The following is an 18,354-nucleotide window of genomic DNA, read 5'->3' as shown; positions in this document are numbered from 1 at the left end:
CCGCTCGCGTTCGACCTGGAGCGGCAGCGGTTCGCTCGCGGTGACCAGCTCCCGCAGCGGGTACCGCGCGAGCACCGCGTCCACCTCCGGCGTCAGCACCGCCGCCAGCCGCGTCATCACCGGCAGCGAGTCGTCCTCCAGCACCCGGACGGCGCGGAGCAGGGTCCCGCGTTCCGGTTCGGGCGCCCCGGCCGCCGCCCTGGTGTGCAGCTCGGCGCCCTCCTCCAGCACCAGCCCGGCGTCGATCCCCGCCGGGATCTTGACGCGGGCCGTGCGGCGCCAGGTGGCGACGGGGTCGCTCCAGGCCTCCACGTGGTAGGTCCAGCGCCCGGGCGAACCCGGCGTCACCTCGGCGCCCCAGCGGTCGGTGCCGGGCACCGGTTCGCGCATCGGCGTCCAGGGGCCGGTGCGGCCCTGAGGGTCCGTCAGCACGACAGCGGCCGCCACCGCGTCGTGGCCCTCGCGGAACACGGTGGCGGTGACCTGGAACGGCTCGCCCGGCACCGCCTTGGCCGGGCGCCGGCCGTACTCCACGGCCGGGCGGACGTCCCGCACCGGAATGCGGCCGATGACCGGGGTCGGACTCGGGGTCGAACTCATGGTGTCACCTCCACCGTGCTTGCGGCCGGGCTCACGCCCGGCCGGTAACCGGATCCTGCTGCTGCCGGGAGGGCGTGGGCCCTACGTCCCGGCGGGGGAACGCGTGTCCCCGGAGCGGGCGTCCTGGGCCCGTGTCTTCTTCGCCCTGCGCCGCCCCCGGCCCGCGACGGCGCCCACGTGCGGCCGGGGGGCGTTCTGTTCCCGCAGGTAGGCGACCAGGCTGGTGCGCAGGTAGCGCTCCGCGGCGTCCGCGGCCTCCCGGGCGCAGCGCTTGCCCATCAGCACGCACAGGGTGTAGCCCGCGTCCTCGAACGTGGCACGCACCCTGCGGTCCTCTGGAGACGCGAGCATCGCGCGTTCCCACGCCCGGTAGCGCCGCAGATGCCGGGCGACTTCGGTCTTGGCGGGTAGCAGCATGGCGCCGTTCACCTTTCGGAAGCGCTCGATGGGCACGTTTCCCCGACGGTCGGGGCGAGACCGCGCACGCGGAGGCACGGGCCCCGTTCACGGCGCTCGAGACTTTCACTCATGGTGCACGTTCAACGACTCACCGTCCTGTTGGTGCTTCAACCAGCCCCGGCCCTCGTTCGCCCCGGTCGGCGTCGCTCGTGTTGCACGAATGGCGTAGTGGCCGCAGTGTGGATCCGACTCAGAGGCAACACATGCTCACGCTTCGTGCTCGGGGATTCGCCCGCAGGGGCTGAACGGGGCGCGGGCCTCGCCGGTGAGGAGCCAACGACGATGAAGACCGCAGTGCCCTGCTACTACCACCTCGACGTGGAAGTCAGCCCGGAACGGGTCGGACGGGTCAGGCGCATCCTGGCCGCGCACCTTCGGTTCTGGGATCTGGAGGATCTCGTCGAACCCGTGTGCGACGGCGCCGAGATGCTGCTCAAGGCCATCGACGAGCACGCGAGGGACAAGCGCACATCCATCGAGATGTGGTGGACCGGCCAGCACCTCATCACCGCGGTCGCGGAGAACAACCACGACCTGCGCCCCGACCAGGACCTGCGGAGCTGTCTGGCCCGCATCGCGGCGACGAGCGACGGCTGGGGCTGCTGCGCCTCGGCGACCGGCCACAAGGTCATCTGGTTCTCGCAGCGCGCCCGCGCCGGGGTGCGCGTCCCGCTGGTCCCGAAGGCTCCGGCCCCCACCCTCACCGAGGGCCTGCGGACGCCCCGCGAGCTGCCGGTCACGGCGCTGGCCTCGCCGGCCGGCGGGGCGCACGCCGTCCTGGAGGGGGCCCGGTGACAGGGCGCTCACGCCGCAGGGGAGTGCCCGTTCCCGTGTGGAGCGGGTACCCCTACCCGCTGGGCGCCGCGTACGACGGGAAGGGCACCAACTTCGCGCTGTTCAGCGAGGTCGCCGACCATGTCGAAGTCGTCCTCGTCGACGACGCGGGCGCCCACCGCCGGGTGGCGCTGACCGAGGCCGACGGCTTCGTGTGGCACGGCTACCTGCCCGGTGTCGGGCCGGGCCAGCGCTACGGCTACCGGGTGCACGGCCCCTGGCACCCGGCCGCCGGCCACCGCTGCAACCCGAGGAAGCTGCTCCTGGACCCCTACGCCAGGGCGGTCGACGGCCGTGTCGTGGACCACGCCTCGCTCTACGAACGCGCCCCGCACGGTCCGGACCCCGCGGACAGCGCCGGGCACACCGTGCTCGGCGTGGTCACCGACCCGGCCTTCGACTGGGGCGACGACCGGCCGCCGCGGCGGGCCTACTCCGACAGCGTGATCTACGAGGCGCACGTGCGCGGCATGACCCGCACCCACCCCGACGTCCCGCCCGAACTGCGCGGCACCTACGCAGGGCTGGCCCACCCCGCGGTGATCGAGCACCTGACCTCGCTGGGCGTGACGGCCGTCGAGCTGATGCCGGTGCACCAGTTCGTGCACGACGGGGTGCTCCAGGGCCGGGGCCTCACCAACTACTGGGGCTACAACACCATCGGCTTCTTCGCACCGCACAACGAGTACGCCGCCCGCGGCACGCGCGGTCAGCAGGTCGCCGAGTTCAAGACGATGGTCAAGGCGCTGCACGCGGCCGGCCTCGAGGTGATCCTCGACGTGGTCTACAACCACACCGCCGAGGGCAACCAGAAGGGCCCGACGCTGTCCTTCCGGGGGATCGACAACTCCTCGTACTACCGGCTCGTGGACGGCGACTGGGCGCACTACTACGACACCACCGGAACCGGCAACAGCCTGCTGATGCGGCACCCCTACGTGCTGCAGCTGATCATGGACTCGCTGCGCTACTGGGTCACCGAGATGCACGTCGACGGCTTCCGCTTCGACCTCGCGGCCACCCTGGCCCGGCAGTTCCACGAGGTGGACCGGCTGTCGGCGTTCTTCGACCTGATCCAGCAGGACCCGGTGATCAGCAGGGTCAAGCTGATCGCCGAGCCCTGGGACGTCGGCGAGGGCGGCTACCAGGTGGGCAACTTCCCGCCGCTGTGGTCGGAGTGGAACGGCCTGTACCGGGACGCGGTACGGGACTTCTGGCGCGGCGAGGAGCACACGCTGGGCGACTTCGCCTCCCGGCTGACCGGCTCCGCCGACCTCTACGCCCACAACCGGCGCCGCCCGCGCGCCAGCGTCAACTTCGTGACCGCGCACGACGGTTTCACCCTGCGCGACCTGGTCTCGTACAACGACAAGCACAACGAGGCCAACGGCGAGGGCGACCGGGACGGCGAGAACGACAACCGGTCCTGGAACTGCGGCGCCGAGGGGGACACCAGGGACCCCGCCGTCCTGGCGCTGCGCGCCCGCCAGCAGCGCAACTTCCTCGCCACGCTGCTGCTCTCCCAGGGCATCCCGATGATCTGTCACGGCGACGAACTCGGCCGCACCCAGCGCGGCAACAACAACGCCTACTGCCAGGACAACGAGGTCTCCTGGATCGACTGGCGGCTCACCGACGAGCAGCGGGAACTCACGGACTTCACCCGGTACGTCATCGGACTGCGCACCGCCCACCCCGTGCTGCGCCGCCGCCGCTTCTTCCGGGGCGAGACGGCGACCCGTGACGACCAGCCGCTGCCCGACCTGGTGTGGCTGCTGCCGGACGGCCACGAGATGGCCGAGGAGGACTGGCGGCGCTCCGACGCGCACTCGTTGATGGTCTTCCTCAACGGCGACGCGATCGCGGAGCCCGACCCGCGGGGCCGGCCCGTGGTCGACGACTCGTTCCTGCTGCTGCTCAACGGCTACTGGGAACCGGTCGGCTTCCGGCTGCCCGGCCCCGCCTACGGCGACCGCTGGACGACCGTCCTGGACACCGCCGAACCGCAGGGCCCCCCGGGCGAGTCGGAACACAAGCCCCGCGGCGACCTCCGCCTGGAGCCCCGCAGCCTGGTCCTCCTCTCCCGTCCGCCGAGAACGGCCGGGTGACGACAGGAGGACGGCCGGAGGGTCAGCGGGCCCGGGGCTCCAGGCTTCGCTCGCCGGGTTCAGGCTTCGCTGCGGGACGTCACCGTGAACTGCGCCCCGTCGGCGTCGCGCAGTACCGCCTCCTCGGAACCCTCCCGCAGCACGCTGCCGCCGTGGCGCTCGGCCGCCCGGCAGCAGGCGGCGACGTCGGCGACCCGGAAGTGGATCTGCCAGTGCGGCCGGATCGTGGGGTCCGGCGCCGCCCCCAGCGCCCCCGACTCGATGCGCGCCACGATCTCGCCGTGGCTGCGCAGCACGACCTCGTCGCCCTCGTAGCGCACCTCGACGCAGCCCGGCCGCTCCGAGGCCCAGTCCAGGACCTCGCCGTAGAAGATGGCGGCGTCGAAGGCGTCGCGGGTGTGCAGCCGGATGAAGGCCGGCGCCGCCTTGCGCCAGGTCTCCCAGTCGGTGAAGAGCTCGCCCTCCCAGATGCCGAAGGTGGCGCCGTCCCGGTCGGCCAGCAGGGCGGCCCGGCCGGGCGGCAGCGAGATGGGACCGACCGCCGCGGTGCCGCCGCGCTCCTGCACCCGGGAGACGGCGTCGTCGGCGCTCGGCACGGCGAAGTACGGCGTCCAGGCCACAGCCATCTGCCACATGGAGGCCACCGCCGCGATCCCCGCGACCGGCGCGCCGTCGACGAGCGCGATGCGGAAGCGGTCGCCGAGCTTGGCCGAGCGCCACTCCCAGCCCAGCACGGCCCGGTAGAACTCCTCCGTGGCCTGAAGGTCGCGGCTGGTCAGGCTGACCCAGCAGGGCGCCCCGCACACCGTGCGCGTGGAAGGGCCGGCGGTCGTAGGCGGGGAGGGTCTCGTGTCGTGGTTCATTGGCACGTCCTGGTCTCGTCGGCCGGCGGTCACCGGCCTCACATCAGTGTCCGGCCGGAACCCCCGAGGGCGCCTGCCGAGTACCCTCCGGATGCCCCCGAAACGGCGACCGGCCCGCGCCGGCTCCAGGCCGGGTCCGGCGCGGGCCGGCCCGGCCGGGTCAGCCCGTCTCGGCGAGCAGCTCCTCGCGGAGCTGGGCGAAGCAGCCGCTGAGCAGCCGCGAGACGTGCATCTGCGAGATGCCGAGCTGCTGCGCGATCCGGCTCTGCGTCATCCCGCGGAAGAAGCGAAGGTAGAGGATCATGCGCTCGCGTTCCGGCAGCGCCTCCAGGCAGGGCCTGACCGCCACCCGGTCCACCACGAGGTCGTAGCGCGGATCGGCCTCGCCCAGGCCGTCGCCGAGCGCGTAACCGTCGGTGCCGGGGACCTCGGCCTCCAGCGACAGCGCGGCGAAGCAGTCCAGGGCCTCCATGCCGGTGCGGACGTCGCTCACGCTCAGCTGCGTGTACTCGGCTATCTCGGCGACGGTCGGCGGCCGGCCCGGCGTCGTCTGGGCCAGCTCCTTCGCGGCCCGCCGCACCCGGTTGCGCAGGTCCTGGACCCGGCGCGGCACGTGCAGCGTCCACATGTGGTCCCGGAAGTGCCGCTTGATCTCGCCGGTCACGGTCGGCACCGCGTACGCCTCGAAGGCGTAGCCGCGCGCCGGATCGTAGTGGTCGACGGCCTTGACCAGACCGAGCGCCGCGACCTGGTACAGGTCCTCCAGGGCCTCGCCGCGCCCGCGGAAGCGGACCGCGATCCGCTCGGCCATGGGCAGCCACACCTGGACCAGCTCGTCCCTGAGCGCCTTGCGCTCGGGACCGTCGGACAGTGCCGCGAGCCGCTCGAACGCCGCCGCGGTGTCGGGGGCGTCGTCGTGCGGGTGGGCCTTGGTTCTGCCGGTGGTACGCATACGCTGCGCCTCCCTCAGCAGGTGCTGCATGGGCGGACACCACGGGAGGCGGGCACGGGCCCTCGGGGGGATACGTCGGGGCCCCGGCGCGCCGGCTCCCACGGACGTGCCTCCGGTCCGAAGCACTTGATTGCGGAATCCCGAAGTCGGCGATCTGAAAAAAATTCCGGTAACGCGGTGACGGTTCGAGACCGCATGAATCTCAATTGTCGGCCAGTGGTCGATGAATTGCCACCGCGCGGTAAATGCCGTGCATTTCGATCGCCGGGACAGGCCGGGCCCGGGCGTGCTTCGCCGGGCCCGGCCGGCCTTCCGTGCGGGAGTTCTTGACCTGCTCTTGGAATGGATACCTCTGCTACAGAGGTACCTTCGGAGCGTGGAGCCGGAGACCGGGACGGACGAGACCCATGCCGAGGAGCTGGCCGACGCACTCGTCGGCGTGCAGCGGCTGATCCGCCGCAGGCTGCGCGCCGGCCTCACCGTGGGGCGGCTGCGCGGCGCCGAGGTGGAACTGCTGCGCCTGGTGGAGTCCCGGCCCGGCATCGGCGTCTCCGAGGCCGCCAGGGAACTGCGTCTCGCGGGCAACTCCGTCTCGACACTGGTCAACCAGCTGGTCCGGGACGGCCAGCTGGTCCGGGAGACGGACCCGGCGGACCGGCGGGCCGCCCGCCTGCTGCTCACCGAGGCGGCCGGGGCGCGACTGCGCGACTGGCGCGAGCGGCGCGCGGCCCTCGTCCGGCGTCAGCTGGACCGGCTCGGCCGGGCCGACCGGGACGCCCTGCGCGCGGCGGTCCCCGCCCTGCGCAGGCTCGCCGAGAACCTGCACGAGGAGGCCGACAGACCATGACCCCGGATCCCGCCGAGACCACCGCCGGCCCGGCCCCCGGCACCGCCGACCCGGCTCGCTCCGCCGTCACCTGCACCGGGCTCGCGTACTCCTTCGGCGGGACGAAGGCCGTCGACGGCCTCGACCTGTCCGTGCGACAGGGCGAGGTGTTCGGGCTGCTCGGTCCCAACGGCGCCGGGAAGACCACGGCGATCCGCTGTGTCACCACCCTCCTGCCGGTCCCCTCGGGCATGGTCCGGGTCTTCGGCCACGACCCGGCCGACGACCGGATGGCGGTACGCCGCCTGCTGGGCTACGTGCCCCAGCAGCTGTCCGCCGACGCCGCCCTCACCGGCCGGGAGAACGTCACGCTGTTCGCCCGCGTCTTCGACGTCCCGCGCCGCGAACGGGCCGCCCGGGTCGCCCAGGCACTGGCCGCGGTCGACCTCACGGAGGCCGCCGACCGGCTGGCGAAGACGTACTCCGGCGGCATGATCCGCCGCCTGGAACTGGCTCAGGCCCTGGTCAGCGCGCCCCGCCTGCTGATCCTCGACGAGCCGACGATCGGCCTGGACCCGATCGCCCGCACCGGCGTGTGGGAGCACATCAACGCCGTACGCACCGCCACCGGGATGACGGTGCTCGTCACCACCCACTACATGGACGAGGCCGACCAGTACTGCGACCGGGTCGGCCTGATGCACCGAGGCCGCATCCGGGCCCTCGGCACCCCGGCCGAGCTGCGCCGGGGACTCGGCGAACGGCGCCGTGCCCGGGGCGGCCCCGACGCGCAGACGCCCCCCACGCTGGAGGACGTCTTCCGTGACGTGGCCGGCAGCGGCCTGGAGAGCACGTCAGGAGATTTCCGCGATGTCCGAAGCACCCGCCGCACCGCCCACCGGGTCGGCTGACCCCGGCCTCGCGGGCGGCATCGGCCTCCTGGTGCAGCCGCCGCGGCCCCGCGCCGGCTGGCGGTTGCCGCCCGCCCGGGTCGTCGCCATGTGCGCGGTCGAACTGCAGAAGCTGCGCCACGACCGCACCGAGCTCTACACCCGGGCCGTCCAGCCCGCCCTGTGGCTGCTGATCTTCGGTCAGACGTTCACCCGCATCCGGGCGATCCCCACCGGCGGCACGCCGTACATCGACTTCATGGCCCCCGGCGTCATCGCCCAGTCCGCCATGTTCATCGCCATCTTCTACGGCATCCAGATCATCTGGGAGCGGGACGCAGGCGTCCTCGACAAGCTGCTGGTCACCCCGACCCCGCGCTCGGCCCTGGTCACCGGGAAGGCGTTCGCGGCCGGAGTGAAGTCGCTGATCCAGGCCGTCGTGGTCGTCCTCATCGCCGCCCTGCTCGGCGTGGCGCTGACCTGGAACCCGCTGCGGCTGCTCGGCGTCGCCGCCGCGGTGATCCTCGGCTCCGCGTTCTTCTCCTGCCTGTCCATGACCATCGCCGGCATCGTGCTCAGCCGCGACCGGCTGATGGGCATCGGCCAGGCGGTCACGATGCCGCTGTTCTTCGGCTCCAACGCCCTGTATCCCGTTGCCGTGATGCCCGGCTGGCTCCAGGCCGTCAGCAGGGTCAACCCGCTCAGCTACCAGGTCGACGCCCTGCGCGGCCTGCTGCTCGGCACCCCGGCGCACCTCGCCGCCGATTTCGCGGTGCTGGCGGTGGCGGCGGCGCTCGGTGTCACGGCCGCCTCCGGTCTGCTGGGCCGGCTGGCCCGGTGACCCGGGCGGCCGCCCGCCGGCCCGCCGGCGTGACGGGTCGGCCGCCCTGTCGCGGGCGGCGCCCGACGTGATGTGCGGCACGCCCGAGAGGGGCGCCGAAAGGCCCGGATCGCGGATAGTTCCAGCGCAGGGCTTGATCATCGATCAAAGGAGCAGAATTCCCAGGACACGGCGCATTCCGTGCATTTGACAGTGCGCTCGGCACACAGATAGGAAGCAGCTCTGAAGTCGAGAGGTTGCATTGTGTACGAGCCGAACGTGGTCGGGGACTGGCACGAGTACGACGAGCATGCCGGCCTGCGTGTCCGCGTCCACCGTCTGGAGCAGGCGGAGCCGCCGCGCGGACGCGACGACGCCGCCGAAGGGCTGACGTACTTCCGCCTCCGGGTCACCGTCGAGAACCGAGGCTCGGGGCCCTTCGGCATCCACCTCGAGGACGGCCAGATCGACGTGCGGATCGGCCCGGACGGCGAGGGCGCCTTCGTCGACTGGCGCAACTCGCAGTTCATCGAGGGCTACGACGTCCATCCGCTGCGCCGGGCCACGGCCGTGCTGTACGCGGCGGCCCCGGAGGCCTCCCTCTCCCAGGTCGACGTCCAGGTCCAGCTCCGCGTCGACGACGAGTGGACCGGCCGCCGGCTGTGGTCCGGCGGTATCGGTGTGCACGAGGGGTCCGTCGGCGCGGGCGCCTCCTGCTGCGGTGCCCAGGGCGGGCTGGCGCACCAGATCAGCAACTTCCTGCGCGACCAGGCCGGACCGGGCGCCGCCGGCTGATACGGCCCGCGCCGCCCGGACGCGGCGGTGGCACCCCGCGGCCCCGGCTGACACGCCTTTGCCGCACGGCCCGTTCTCCCGGTGGCGGGGCAGGCCGCTCCGCGGGTGCTCGGCCGACCGGGTGATGGCCCGGACGACGGGGCCGGGCCTACCGCGACGGCGCGTGGCCGTGGCTCAGTGCGGGATGCCGTCGATGATCTCGCGGGCGCCCTGGCGCAGCAGGGCCACGGCGACCGACGTGCCGAGCGTCGCGGCGTCCAGGCGGCCGGCCCACTCGTGGGCGTTCAGCCGGACCTTGCCGTCGGGGGTGAACACGCACGCCCGCAGGGACAGCTCCCCGCTCCGGTCGACCTGCGCGTACCCGGCGATCGGGCTGTTGCAGTGTCCCTGGAGGACGTGCAGGAACATGCGCTCCGCGTCGGCCGCGCGATGGGTGTCGCCGTCGCCGAGAGCGCTGACCGCCTCGATGAGATCGTCGTCGCCCTCGCGGCACTGCAGGGCGAGGATGCCCGCGCCGATGGGCGGCATCATCGTGTCGGTGGACAGCACCTCGCTGATCACGTCCTGCCGCCCGATGCGCTCCAGACCGGACGCGGCCAGCAGCAGCGCGTCCGCCTCGCCGGCCGCCAGTTTCTCCAGCCGCCGGTTGGCGTTGCCGCGGAACGGCACGCAGGTCAGGTGCGGGTGGGTCGCGGCGAGCTGGGCGATCCGGCGCACCGCGGAGGTGCCGATCCGGGTGCCCGCCGGAAGCTCGTCGAGGGTGAGTCCGCCGGGGTGGACGAGCGCGTCGCGGATGTCGTCCCGCTTGAGCAACGCGGCGAAGGTGGTGCCCGCGGGCAGCGGCCGGTCGGCGGGCACGTCCTTCAGGCAGTGCACGGCGAGATCCGCCTCACCGGCCAGCAGCGCGGCGTCCACCTCCTTGGTGAACGCCCCCTTGCCCTCGACCTTCGACAGGTCGCCCAGCCACTTGTCGCCGGTGGTCTTCACCGGGACCACCTCGGTGCGCACACCGGGATGCAGGGCGGCCAGCTCGGCGCGGACCCGCTCCACCTGGGCGAGCGCCATGGGCGAGTCACGGGAGACGATACGGATCAGTTCGGGCACCGGCATGCGGGACACGATAGACCTTCGCCGACGGCCCCGGCGACGCACACCCGTACCGCGCGGACTCCGCCACACCCCGTGCCCGGCCGGCGCTCACACCGGCGTGTCGTCGTCGGGCAGTCGTGCCGCCGACTCCTCGGGAGCGAGGTCCGGGCGCAGCCGCAGCCACGACGGCTGGCGCAGCATGCCCGCCCGGGTGCGGACGCTGTAGCGCACCTCGCCGACCAGCCGGGGCAGCACCCAGTGGGCCCCGCGCGCCGCCGGTACGGGGTCGAACGGGCACACGTCGGTCGCCAGGGCCGCGAGCAGCCCGGCGAGCTCGGAGCGCTCGGCCTCGCTCCAGCCGGTGCCGACGCTTCCGACACAGCGCAGCCGTCCACCCCCGTACTGGCCCACCAGCACGGCGCCCGGCAGCCCGGTCAGCCGGCCTCTGCCGGGCAGCCAGCCGCCGACGACGACGTCCTCGCTGACCATGTTGCGGATCTTGATCCAGGCCCGGGACCGCACCCCCGGCTCGTACACCGAGTCCAGCCGCTTGCAGACCAGGCCCTCCAGGCCGTGCTCGCGGGTGGCGGCCAGGGCCTTAGCGCCGTGGCCCACGATGGCCCGCGGCGTCGACCAGTACGGCCCGTCGAGACCGAGCGCCTCCAGCCGCTCCCGGCGACGGACGTAGGGCAGCGCGAGCAGTGAGTCCGTCCCGAGGTGCAGCACGTCGAACAGCACGACGTGGACGGGGACCCGCGCCGCCCGCCGGGCGGCGAGCGCGGGGGAGTGCGCCAGGCCCATCCGGCCCTGGAGGAGCTGGAAACTCGCCCGGCCCTCGGCGTCCAGGGCCAGGATCTCGCCGTCCAGGACGGCGGGCGTGGCGCCGAGGACCGGGCCGAGCGGCCCCAGCTCCGGATAGGCGGCCGTGATGTCCTCGCCCGAACGGGCCCGCAGCAGCACGGAGCCGTCGCCCGCCAGATAGGCCACCACCCGCTGGCCGTCCTGCTTCGTCTCGTACGCCCAGCGCGCGTCCTGCGCGGCCGGCGGCAGGGCGCCGGGCGTGGCGAGCATGGGCGGGATGAGCGGCAGGGTCACGGCTGAGGTCTCGACGCACCGTCCCGCGGCCAAGCCCGCGCCGGACCGTTTTCCTCCGAACGGATGCCGCCCCGGCCGTACCTACCGTCCAGTAGGATTTCGCGCCGCAGATCATCGGAGGAGGAACCGTGTCCCGGTCCGAACGCTCGTCCCTGCTGCTCGCCGGCCTGCTGGCCGCGGCGGGCGTCGCCCACTTCGCATCACCCCGGCAGTTCGACGCGATCGTCCCGCGCGCCCTGCCGGGCTCCCCCCGCACCTGGACCTACGCGAGCGGCGCCGCCGAACTCGCGCTGGCCGCGGGCGTCGCCCTGCCCCGCACCCGCAAGGCGGCCGCGCTGGCGACGGCCGCCTTCTTCGCCGGTGTCTTCCCGGCCAACGTGAAGATGGCGGTGGACTGGCGCGACCGCCCCGCCCCGCAGAAGGCGGCGGCCCTCGGCCGGCTGCCCCTTCAGGTGCCCCTGGTGCTGTGGGCCCGCGGCGTCGCCAGGAGCGCGAAGAGCGGGTCGTGACGGCCCGGTGAGGGGCCGCGGACGCCCACGGGGGAGTGCGCCGGGTCGGACGGGACGGGCAGGACGATCCGGTGCGGGCGGCGGCCGCTCGTCCGCCGGGGGCTCTCCGCCCGGCTCAGAGGCGGCGGAGAGCCCCCGGCGGGTTCACTCCTCGCCGCCCTCCGCGGCGACCTGGGCGAGGGTCCGGCCGGTGCGCACCGAGCGGGCCCGGCGCGGGTCGGGGGTGCCGTGCCCGCCCGTCCGGCCCGGCCCCTTGCGCACGAGCAGCCAGGCCTCCTCCGCGTCGTCGCCCCGGCCGCCCCGGAAGCGGGTGAGGGCGTACTCGCCGTGCAGTTTCGACCCGTGCAGCCGGAACGTCGCGTGCCCGCGCTCCAGCGACTCGGCGAAGGCGACGGGCCGCCCCCCGCGGTCGTGGCTCAGCGGTTCGTAGGTGCCCCGGTCCCAGACGATCACCGTGCCGCCGCCGTACTCGCCCGCCGGGATCACCCCCTCGAAGTGCTCGTACTCCAGCGGATGGTCCTCGGTGGGCACCGCGAGCCGCTTGTCGTGCGGGTCGTCCGACGGACCCTTGGGCACCGACCAGGACTTCAGCACGTCGTCGACCTGGAGCCGGAAGTCGAAGTGCATCCTGCGCGCGTCGTGGATCTGCACCACGAACCGGGGCCCGGCGCCGGCCGGGGCCCGCCGCCCCGACGGCTCCCGGGTCCGTCCGAAGTCGCGCTTGCCGCGGTACTCCCGCAGCCGGTCCTCCGCGCCCACCGCGGGCCTCCTTCCGTCGCCGCGCGTGCTTCGCGCCCGGGTACCCCGGGGACGGGGGCCGACGCGGACGGGGCGCGGGGAGAGGCCCGCCGGCACGGCGGCGACGGGGGCGCTGTCGCCCCGGACGTGAATCGCTGCCACGATCCCTTTGGAAGTCACGCACGACGCAGCGGACCACCGAAGCGACGACCATCGGAGCGCGGATGACGACGGGCACGGGACGCCGAGGAGCGGGATCGACGGCGGGAGACGACCGGCCGGCCGGCGGGATCGAGGTGAGGCCCGTCGCCGGGCACATCGGAGCGGAGATCGACGGAGTGGATCTGGCCGGGGAACTGGACGACGCCGTGGTGGCGGAGATCCGCGCGGCGGTGCTGCGCTGGAAGGTGGTGTTCTTCCGCGGGCAACGGCTGGACCACGAGCGGCACGTCGCCTTCGCGCGCCGTTTCGGCACACCCGTGGTCCCGAGGCGGCGGGGCGGCGCGTCGCCGCGGGACGTCCCGGAGGTGGAGACCACCGCCGACCGGCTGGAACTGGGCGGCCGGTTCGGCATGGACCACGAGGAGTGGCTGCGGCGCCGCAGGCACACACTGCTGCGCGGCTGGCACTGCGACCACGGCGCCCGCGTCGACCCGCCCGCCGCGACGATCCTGCGCGCCGAGGCCGTTCCGCCGTACGGCGGCGACACCACCTGGTCCAACCTGGCCGCCGCCTACGCCGGGCTGTCGGCCCCGGTGCGCGCCTTCGTCGACGCCCTGCGCGCCGAGCACCGGCTCGGCGTCGGCTACCAGCCGCGCCCCGGCGACGACGCCTACGTCCGTCACCTGCTGGACCATCAGATCGCCACCGTGCACCCGCTGGTGCGCGTCCACCCCGAGACGGGGGAGCGGGTGCTGTTCGTCAACGGCTACTACGTCGAGCGGATCGAGGGAGTCTCCCGCGCCGAGAGCGCGGCGATCCTGGAGATGCTGCTGGAGCAGGCCGTCCGGCCCGAGTACACGGTCCGGTTCCGCTGGGAGCCCGGCAGCGTGGCCTTCTGGGACAACCGGGCCACCATTCACCTGGCTCCCGGCGACAGCGCCCACCTCGGCTTCCCGCGGGTCATGCACCGGGTGATGCTCCGCGGCGAGGTGCCGGCCGGGGTGGACGGCAGGCCGTCCACCCCGATCACGGGCAGCGCGCCGGACCGCTGGTGACACCCGCCGGTCGGGCGAGGGGAATGGTCACCTCGTCCTCGACCGGCGGCTCGACCTCCTGTGCCCGGTTCCCCGTGGCCGCGAAGCAGCGCAGCCGCACCGCCTCGGCGGTGACGTCCAGCCGCAGGAACGACTTGAAGAACGGCGGGCTGTAGGTGGCCGAACCGGGGGAGAAGAGCTGGGTGTAGACCTTGCGCACCGGGAGGCGGAGGCGGCGCCGGCGTTCCGGACGGCGGCCGGCCCCGAGCAGGCTCGCGACCAGGCGCATGCGCCGGGTGACACGGACGGGACCGCCGGGGTCGCGCACGGGCGGGACGCCGAGCCGTTCGGCGACGACTGCCATCGCCTCCGCCTCGGTGAGCGCGAAGAAGCGGGGCAGCCGCAGCCGGCGGCCGTAGAGGCCGCTGTAGAACGCGAGTGAGTCGCCGCGCAGCGGATAGCAGCGGAAGTCGCTCTCCGTGACGTTCGCGACCGACACGCGCGGGATGGTGTGGGTGGCGTGCATGAACGCGCCGCCGCCCCCGGAGACGACGTACTGGATGGTGCGTCCGCCCACGTCCACCGGATAGCGCTGGTAGTTGTGGATGTCGCCGCCGATCGCCGCCACGTAGTGGTGGGCCGGGTCGCGGACGACGTCGTCGACGGTGCCGCCGCCCTCGATGGCGCAGGGGTGGTGCTCGCCGTCGACGTACAGCGGGGAACCGGTCACGAGGATCTTCGGGCGGGGCCCCTTGGAGACCTCCCGCAGCCACTCTCCCTGCTCGGCGTCGAGCGTGCCGAGCAGTCCGGTGTCGATGCCGACGATCCGCACCGGCCCGGCGTCGATCGCCCAGTACGGACCCGGCTGGACGGCCTGTTGCTCCGGAGCCGACCTCAGCTTCCGCGCCTCGGCCAGAGCCCGCTCGTCGGCCGGCCGCGGCCGGTGCCACAGCAGCGCACGCCACCAGGCGCCGCTCAGCGGGCGGGGCGCGGGCTCCGGCGGCAGCGGCGGCGCGTCGTCGCAGAAGACGCGCATGAAACCGCCGAGGTCCTCGTACCAGTCGTGGTTGCCGGGCACGGCGTAGACCGGCGCCGGGTAGTCCTGGTAGGGACGGAAGAACTTGGTGCCGTAGTCGTCCGTGCTGCCCACCGGATAGATCACGTCACTGGCTATCACGGCGAAGGACGTGCCCCGACCGGCTCTCAGGAACCCGGGGACGACGGCGTACTGGGACTCGTCGCCCTCCCCGGGGTCACCGATGACCATGAAGGAGAAGTCGTCCGTCTCCGGGCGGCGGATCACCTTGTCGGCCGGGGCGCCGGCCGCCGCCCGCTGGGCCACCCAGCGGCTGCGGGTGCGGCCGGTGGGGTCCCCGAACCAGGACGCGGCCACGCCGTTGCGGGCGGCCCACAGCGTCCGGGGGTTCAGCCACGACAGCTTCTCGACCCGGCCGGGCAGGAGCTGCCGGTAGGCGCCGCGTTCGGCGGAGCTCCAGCCGGCGCCTTCGACGGTATCGCGTGAGGAGTCAGACACGCGGTGCACCGTAACAACGCAGTCGGCCCCCGCACGAGGCGGGTCGCGCCAACTCCCCCGCGTGGTACGGCTACTGAGCCCAGGCGGCCTCACAGGGCGCGCCGCGGAAGGTCCGGCGGCGCCGTCCGGTGCCGTTCGCCGGCCTCCCGGTACCACGCGTCCGTGCCGCCCGCGTGGAACCGTGCGCCGAGCCGGTTGCGCATCTCACGGCGGGCGCCCGCCGCGAGGTGCGCAACCGGCTCCGGACCGGTCCCTCACTCGAAGCGCGAGGTGTCGCCCGCTCCCCGGCGCACGATCTCGGCCTCCCCGCCGGAGAAGTCGACGACCGTGGTGGGCTCGGTGCCGCAGTCACCCGAGTCGACGACCGCGTCCAGCACGTGGTCGAGCCGGTCCTTGATCTCCCAGCCCTGCGTCATCGGCTCCTCCTCGTCGGGCAGCAGCAGGGTGCTGGACAGCAGCGGTTCACCGAGTTCCGCAACCAGCGCCCGGGCGACCACGTGGTCGGGGATGCGCACCCCCACCGTCTTCTTCTTCGGATGCTGCAACATGCGCGGCACCTCCCGCGTGGCCGGGAGGATGAAGGTGTAACTGCCGGGCGTGGACGCCTTGATCGCGCGGAACACGTCGTTGTCGATCCGCACGAATTGGCCGAGCTGCGCGAAGTCCTCGCACACCAGCGTGAAGTGGTGCCGGTCGTCCAGGCGGCGGATCGCACGGATCCGGTCGATGCCGTCCCGGCTGCCCAGCCGGCAGCCCAGGGCGTAGCAGGAGTCGGTCGGATACGCGATCAACGCGTCCTCGCGCAGGCCCTCCACGACCTGACGGAGGGCGCGCGGCTGGGGGTTGTCCGGGTGCACGTCGAAGTACTTCGCCATCCACCGAGCCTATGCCGCGCACCCGGCGCGCGCCGCGCAGGCTGCGAGCGGACCTCCGCTCGGCGTGCCGGGCGCACCCCCGGTCGCGCCGCCCGGGAGCGCGCCGACGGCCCCCGCGCGAAACCGGTCACGATTCGACGGGCATACCCGGCCGATCCCGGGGAACCAGAGCTGTGCAGCGTCGGGAGCTGTCCCCCCGGCCCCCGACGCGCGGCTTCGCCGGCCGCTCACCTCCCCCCGTGACCCGTCGGCGAAGCCGCCGGCCTCGCCCGCCGGGCCGGGGAGGACGGCGAGTGCCCGGCCCGCCTCGGCGGCGACCGCCACTGGTAACGTCCCCGCCGGAAACACCGAGGTCATCGCGGTGTTCGAGGAGCGGGAGGAGAGGGCCGACATGGCCGGCCGAGAGGATGGGGCCTTCCCGGCGCACGGCCGGGGGATCGGGCCGGCGACATGGGCGGAGGAACTCCTCGACCAACTGCGGCCGACCGGATGGGACGTGCGCAAGGTGGTGGCCTGGCTCGCCGGCGCGGCGCACGGCACCGCCTGCCTCCTGGACGGCGCCGGCGCCCTTGTCGCCGGCGAGCCCGTGCCCTCGGCGGACGACCTGGTCGCGGACGTCCTCGCCGGCCGGTTCGCCTCCGCGGCGTTCCAGGACCGGGACCGCCACGTCCACCTGGTGCGCGTGGGAGGCCCGCACGCGCCCCCGGCCGGGGTGCTGGCCGTCGCCCGCGCCGCCCCCTTCGACCGGCAGGCCGCCGAGATGCTGAGCCGCACCGTCGGCGTGGTCGAACTGCTGCTGCGGGCCCACGAGACCGGCGCGGCCGGACGCCGGCTCGAACGGGCCACGTCCGCACTGCGGCTGGCGATCCTGCAACTGCTCATGGTGGAGGACACCGTCTCGGCCCGGCGGGTGGCCGCCGGTCTGTGGCCCGGGCTGCTCGACACGGACACCGCCACCGTCTACGTCGTGGAGACCCACCGCGACGAACGCGAGCGGCTGACCGCCGAGTGCCTGGCGGCCACCGGCCACCGGGCCCTGGTCGTACGCTGCCCGGCGGTGGACGGCCACGTCATCGTCGTCGCCCCCGCGGACGGCGCCGGCCGGGCCCTGCGCTCGCTGGTCGGCGAACGCCCGCACACGTACCTCGGCGGCAGCACCCGGCAGGGCCTGGCGCGGACCGCGACGGCCTACGGGCAGGCCGTGAGCGCCCTCGCGCTCGCCCGGGTCCGTCCGGACGGCACGGCCGTGTACGCCGAGCGCACCCATCCCGAACGCCTGATGGACACCGAGGCCCTGCGCGCCTGGTCGGTCCGGCTGCTGCGGCCGCTGGACACCCTGCCCCACCACACCCGCGCCGAGCTGGTCGCCACCACGCGGCTGGGGCTGGAGTTCACCGCCGTGAGCGCCGCGCGGATCCTCGGCGTGAGCCGCAACACCGTCCGCGCCCGGATGGAACGGACGGAACGGCTCCTCGGCACGGACTTCTCGCATCTGACCGTCCGGGCCGCCGTCCACCTGGCCCTGAACACCCAGGCGGGCCTCGCCCCCGCGCCGGCCGCCGCCCCCGCGCCGCCGGTCCCCGCCGCACGCCTGCGCGACCTGCTGGCCGGCCCGGCGCTGCGCACCTGGGCGCAGGAACTGCTCGGCAGGCTGGCGGCGGACACCCGGGACCTGCGCGGGACGCTGCGCGCCTGGATCGCCGCCGGAGGCAACGCCGAACGCGCCGCACACCTGCTCGGCGTCCACGCGCAGACCGTACGGGAGCACGTACGCGGCGTGGAGCCCGTCCTCGAACGCCGGCTCCTCGCCGTCGGCAGCGACCTGTACGAGGTCGTCCTGGCCCATCTGGTGGTGGGCGACCTCGAACAGCCCGCCCTCGACGGGCACGAATGAGGGCATCGCGGACTCAACTGTGCACGGCTGAGCCCTCGCGCTGCCCGAAGGGGCACCGGCGCGGTACCGACGCCTCCGGATGACACGTAGGTTCGACGGACCGCGGGCGCAGCCGCGGGCCGCGCGCGGGCGGGACCGGAACGGGGGACCGGTCCCGCCCGTGCCCGGCTAGGAGGCGCAGGTCACAGCGCCGCCGGTCGCGCCCGCCTGTGAGGAACACCACCACACCGCCGACCTCCGTGCTCCGTAAGCCGGTTGAGGCGCGCGCCGGCCGGTG

At 74.0% G+C, this 18,354-nt stretch carries 18 protein-coding genes; 9 read left to right on the top strand and 9 right to left on the bottom strand.

Translation table 11 applies throughout. The annotated features are described in order from the left end of the window. Both ACF061_RS27550 and ACF061_RS27545 read right to left on the bottom strand, forming a co-directional pair. Positions 1-600: maltotransferase domain-containing protein (locus ACF061_RS27550; protein WP_392269673.1), on the bottom strand; the 600-nt coding region annotated here is incomplete at its 3' end. Positions 601-681: 81 nt separating this feature from the next. After that, complete coding sequence (locus ACF061_RS27545; RefSeq protein ID WP_392269672.1) at positions 682-1,017, bottom strand: DUF5133 domain-containing protein; 336 nt, start codon at positions 1,015-1,017, stop codon at positions 682-684. Between the two features lie 324 nt (positions 1,018-1,341). On the opposite strand from ACF061_RS27545, the gene ACF061_RS27540 reads away from it, so the two are divergent. Further along, complete coding sequence (locus ACF061_RS27540) at positions 1,342-1,854, top strand: pep a2 (protein ID WP_392269671.1); 513 nt, start codon at positions 1,342-1,344, stop codon at positions 1,852-1,854. Beyond that, on the top strand, positions 1,851-4,001 hold the full coding sequence (glgX, locus tag ACF061_RS27535) for a glycogen debranching protein GlgX (RefSeq protein ID WP_392269670.1): 2,151 nt from the start codon (positions 1,851-1,853) through the stop codon (positions 3,999-4,001). The genes ACF061_RS27540 and glgX overlap by 4 nt, the downstream gene beginning before the upstream one ends. A 59-nt stretch (positions 4,002-4,060) precedes the next feature. Here the strand turns inward: glgX and ACF061_RS27530 are convergent, their stop codons facing one another. Continuing rightward, positions 4,061-4,864, bottom strand: a complete 804-nt coding sequence (locus ACF061_RS27530) for a VOC family protein (protein ID WP_392269669.1) — start codon at positions 4,862-4,864, stop codon at positions 4,061-4,063. Between the two features lie 160 nt (positions 4,865-5,024). Continuing rightward, complete coding sequence (locus tag ACF061_RS27525) at positions 5,025-5,816, bottom strand: SigB/SigF/SigG family RNA polymerase sigma factor (protein ID WP_392269668.1); 792 nt, start codon at positions 5,814-5,816, stop codon at positions 5,025-5,027. Positions 5,817-6,192: 376 nt separating this feature from the next. Between ACF061_RS27525 and ACF061_RS27520 the strand changes: the two genes are divergently transcribed. The 4 genes from ACF061_RS27520 to ACF061_RS27505 all read left to right on the top strand — a co-directional run bounded on the left by ACF061_RS27520 (position 6,193) and on the right by ACF061_RS27505 (position 9,147). Beyond that, positions 6,193-6,663, top strand: a complete 471-nt coding sequence (locus ACF061_RS27520; protein ID WP_392269667.1) for a MarR family winged helix-turn-helix transcriptional regulator — start codon at positions 6,193-6,195, stop codon at positions 6,661-6,663. Next, complete coding sequence (locus ACF061_RS27515) at positions 6,660-7,553, top strand: ABC transporter ATP-binding protein (RefSeq protein ID WP_392269666.1); 894 nt, start codon at positions 6,660-6,662, stop codon at positions 7,551-7,553. Before ACF061_RS27520 ends, ACF061_RS27515 begins: the two co-directional genes overlap by 4 nt. Beyond that, entirely contained in the window at positions 7,513-8,373 is an 861-nt protein-coding gene (locus tag ACF061_RS27510) for an ABC transporter permease (protein ID WP_392269665.1), read from the top strand. Before ACF061_RS27515 ends, ACF061_RS27510 begins: the two co-directional genes overlap by 41 nt. Positions 8,374-8,616: 243 nt before the next feature. After that, entirely contained in the window at positions 8,617-9,147 is a 531-nt protein-coding gene (locus tag ACF061_RS27505) for a hypothetical protein (RefSeq protein ID WP_392269664.1), read from the top strand. 174 nt (positions 9,148-9,321) lie between these two features. Here ACF061_RS27505 and hemC read toward each other — a convergent pair whose 3' ends face one another. Next, positions 9,322-10,257: a hydroxymethylbilane synthase gene (gene hemC / locus ACF061_RS27500; protein WP_392269663.1), complete on the bottom strand. Its 936-nt coding sequence runs from the start codon at positions 10,255-10,257 to the stop codon at positions 9,322-9,324. A gap of 87 nt (positions 10,258-10,344) precedes the next feature. Further along, on the bottom strand, positions 10,345-11,331 hold the full coding sequence (locus tag ACF061_RS27495) for an ATP-dependent DNA ligase (RefSeq protein ID WP_392269662.1): 987 nt from the start codon (positions 11,329-11,331) through the stop codon (positions 10,345-10,347). A gap of 128 nt (positions 11,332-11,459) precedes the next feature. On the opposite strand from ACF061_RS27495, the gene ACF061_RS27490 reads away from it, so the two are divergent. After that, a complete protein-coding gene (locus ACF061_RS27490) occupies positions 11,460-11,840 on the top strand; it encodes a MauE/DoxX family redox-associated membrane protein (protein ID WP_392269661.1) in 381 nt (126 codons plus the stop codon). A gap of 144 nt (positions 11,841-11,984) precedes the next feature. Here ACF061_RS27490 and ACF061_RS27485 read toward each other — a convergent pair whose 3' ends face one another. Continuing rightward, complete coding sequence (locus ACF061_RS27485; RefSeq protein ID WP_392269660.1) at positions 11,985-12,599, bottom strand: DNA polymerase ligase N-terminal domain-containing protein; 615 nt, start codon at positions 12,597-12,599, stop codon at positions 11,985-11,987. Between the two features lie 203 nt (positions 12,600-12,802). Here ACF061_RS27485 and ACF061_RS27480 point away from each other — a divergent pair, with 203 nt between their 5' ends. Beyond that, positions 12,803-13,795 carry a TauD/TfdA dioxygenase family protein gene (locus tag ACF061_RS27480; RefSeq protein WP_392269659.1) on the top strand — a complete coding sequence of 331 codons (993 nt, stop codon included), beginning with the start codon at positions 12,803-12,805 and terminating at the stop codon, positions 13,793-13,795. On the opposite strand, the gene ACF061_RS27475 is transcribed toward ACF061_RS27480, so the two are convergent. Both ACF061_RS27475 and ACF061_RS27470 read right to left on the bottom strand, forming a co-directional pair. After that, positions 13,767-15,308, bottom strand: coding sequence for a metallophosphoesterase family protein (locus tag ACF061_RS27475; RefSeq protein ID WP_392269658.1), 1,542 nt, complete (start codon positions 15,306-15,308; stop codon positions 13,767-13,769). The two genes, ACF061_RS27480 and ACF061_RS27475, sit on opposite strands and share 29 nt — an antisense overlap. 254 nt (positions 15,309-15,562) lie before the next feature. After that, positions 15,563-16,183 carry an L-threonylcarbamoyladenylate synthase gene (locus ACF061_RS27470; RefSeq protein ID WP_392269657.1) on the bottom strand — a complete coding sequence of 207 codons (621 nt, stop codon included), beginning with the start codon at positions 16,181-16,183 and terminating at the stop codon, positions 15,563-15,565. A 391-nt stretch (positions 16,184-16,574) separates the two neighbouring features. On the opposite strand from ACF061_RS27470, the gene ACF061_RS27465 reads away from it, so the two are divergent. Continuing rightward, positions 16,575-18,077 carry a helix-turn-helix domain-containing protein gene (locus ACF061_RS27465; RefSeq protein ID WP_392269656.1) on the top strand — a complete coding sequence of 501 codons (1,503 nt, stop codon included), beginning with the start codon at positions 16,575-16,577 and terminating at the stop codon, positions 18,075-18,077. Positions 18,078-18,354 lie beyond the last annotated feature (277 nt).

The sequence above is a fragment of the Streptomyces sp. NPDC015220 genome, assembly GCF_043079345.1.
Taxonomy (GTDB): domain Bacteria; phylum Actinomycetota; class Actinomycetes; order Streptomycetales; family Streptomycetaceae; genus Streptomyces.
The sequence above is the reverse complement of the archived record's forward strand: the minus strand, read 5'-3'. Positions and strand labels throughout refer to the sequence as shown.

Excerpts from the sequence above, each read along its gene's own strand:
- ACF061_RS27530 (WP_392269669.1), bottom strand. The coding sequence starts at position 4,864 with ATGAACCACGACACGAGACCCTCCCCGCCTACGACCGCCGGCCCTTCC.
- ACF061_RS27480 (WP_392269659.1), top strand. The coding sequence starts at position 12,803 with ATGACGACGGGCACGGGACGCCGAGGAGCGGGATCGACGGCGGGAGAC.
- ACF061_RS27525 (WP_392269668.1), bottom strand. The coding sequence starts at position 5,816 with ATGCGTACCACCGGCAGAACCAAGGCCCACCCGCACGACGACGCCCCC.
- ACF061_RS27510 (WP_392269665.1), top strand. The coding sequence starts at position 7,513 with ATGTCCGAAGCACCCGCCGCACCGCCCACCGGGTCGGCTGACCCCGGC.
- ACF061_RS27515 (WP_392269666.1), top strand. The coding sequence starts at position 6,660 with ATGACCCCGGATCCCGCCGAGACCACCGCCGGCCCGGCCCCCGGCACC.
- ACF061_RS27465 (WP_392269656.1), top strand. The coding sequence starts at position 16,575 with ATGGCCGGCCGAGAGGATGGGGCCTTCCCGGCGCACGGCCGGGGGATC.
- ACF061_RS27540 (WP_392269671.1), top strand. The coding sequence starts at position 1,342 with ATGAAGACCGCAGTGCCCTGCTACTACCACCTCGACGTGGAAGTCAGC.
- ACF061_RS27470 (WP_392269657.1), bottom strand. The coding sequence starts at position 16,183 with ATGGCGAAGTACTTCGACGTGCACCCGGACAACCCCCAGCCGCGCGCC.
- hemC (WP_392269663.1), bottom strand. The coding sequence starts at position 10,257 with ATGCCGGTGCCCGAACTGATCCGTATCGTCTCCCGTGACTCGCCCATG.
- ACF061_RS27545 (WP_392269672.1), bottom strand. The coding sequence starts at position 1,017 with ATGCTGCTACCCGCCAAGACCGAAGTCGCCCGGCATCTGCGGCGCTAC.